Genomic DNA, 276 nt, shown 5'->3' with positions numbered 1-276 from the left:
CCCGCCCGCCGCCGCTCGCGCCGCGCCGACGCCGACACCTCCGCTCCGGCCGCCGTCGCCCAGGACGGGCAGCCCCAGGCCGAGGCCCGCGAGGCCCAGACCGAGCAGGGCCCCCGGGAGACCGCCTCGGACCAGGATCGGTCCGGGGGGTCCGAGACCCGCGACGAGGGCGAGGACCGCCCGCAGTCCGAGCGCCGTTCCCGCGGCCGCCGCCGCGCCGGCGACGACGACGCCCAGCAGGGTCAGGACCGTCGCTCCGACGGCGCCCAGGGCGAG

1 pseudogene is annotated in these 276 nt (G+C 81.9%); it reads left to right on the top strand.

From position 1 onward, the window contains the following. Positions 1–276 (top strand): annotated as a pseudogene (locus SJ20_RS05485) (transcription termination factor Rho); the annotation flags it as partial.

Source organism: Micrococcus sp. MS-ASIII-49, assembly GCF_000946635.1.
Taxonomy (GTDB): Bacteria; Actinomycetota; Actinomycetes; order Actinomycetales; family Micrococcaceae; genus Micrococcus; species Micrococcus luteus.
Note: the sequence above shows the minus strand (reverse complement) of the source record. Positions and strands in the feature narration are given on the sequence as shown.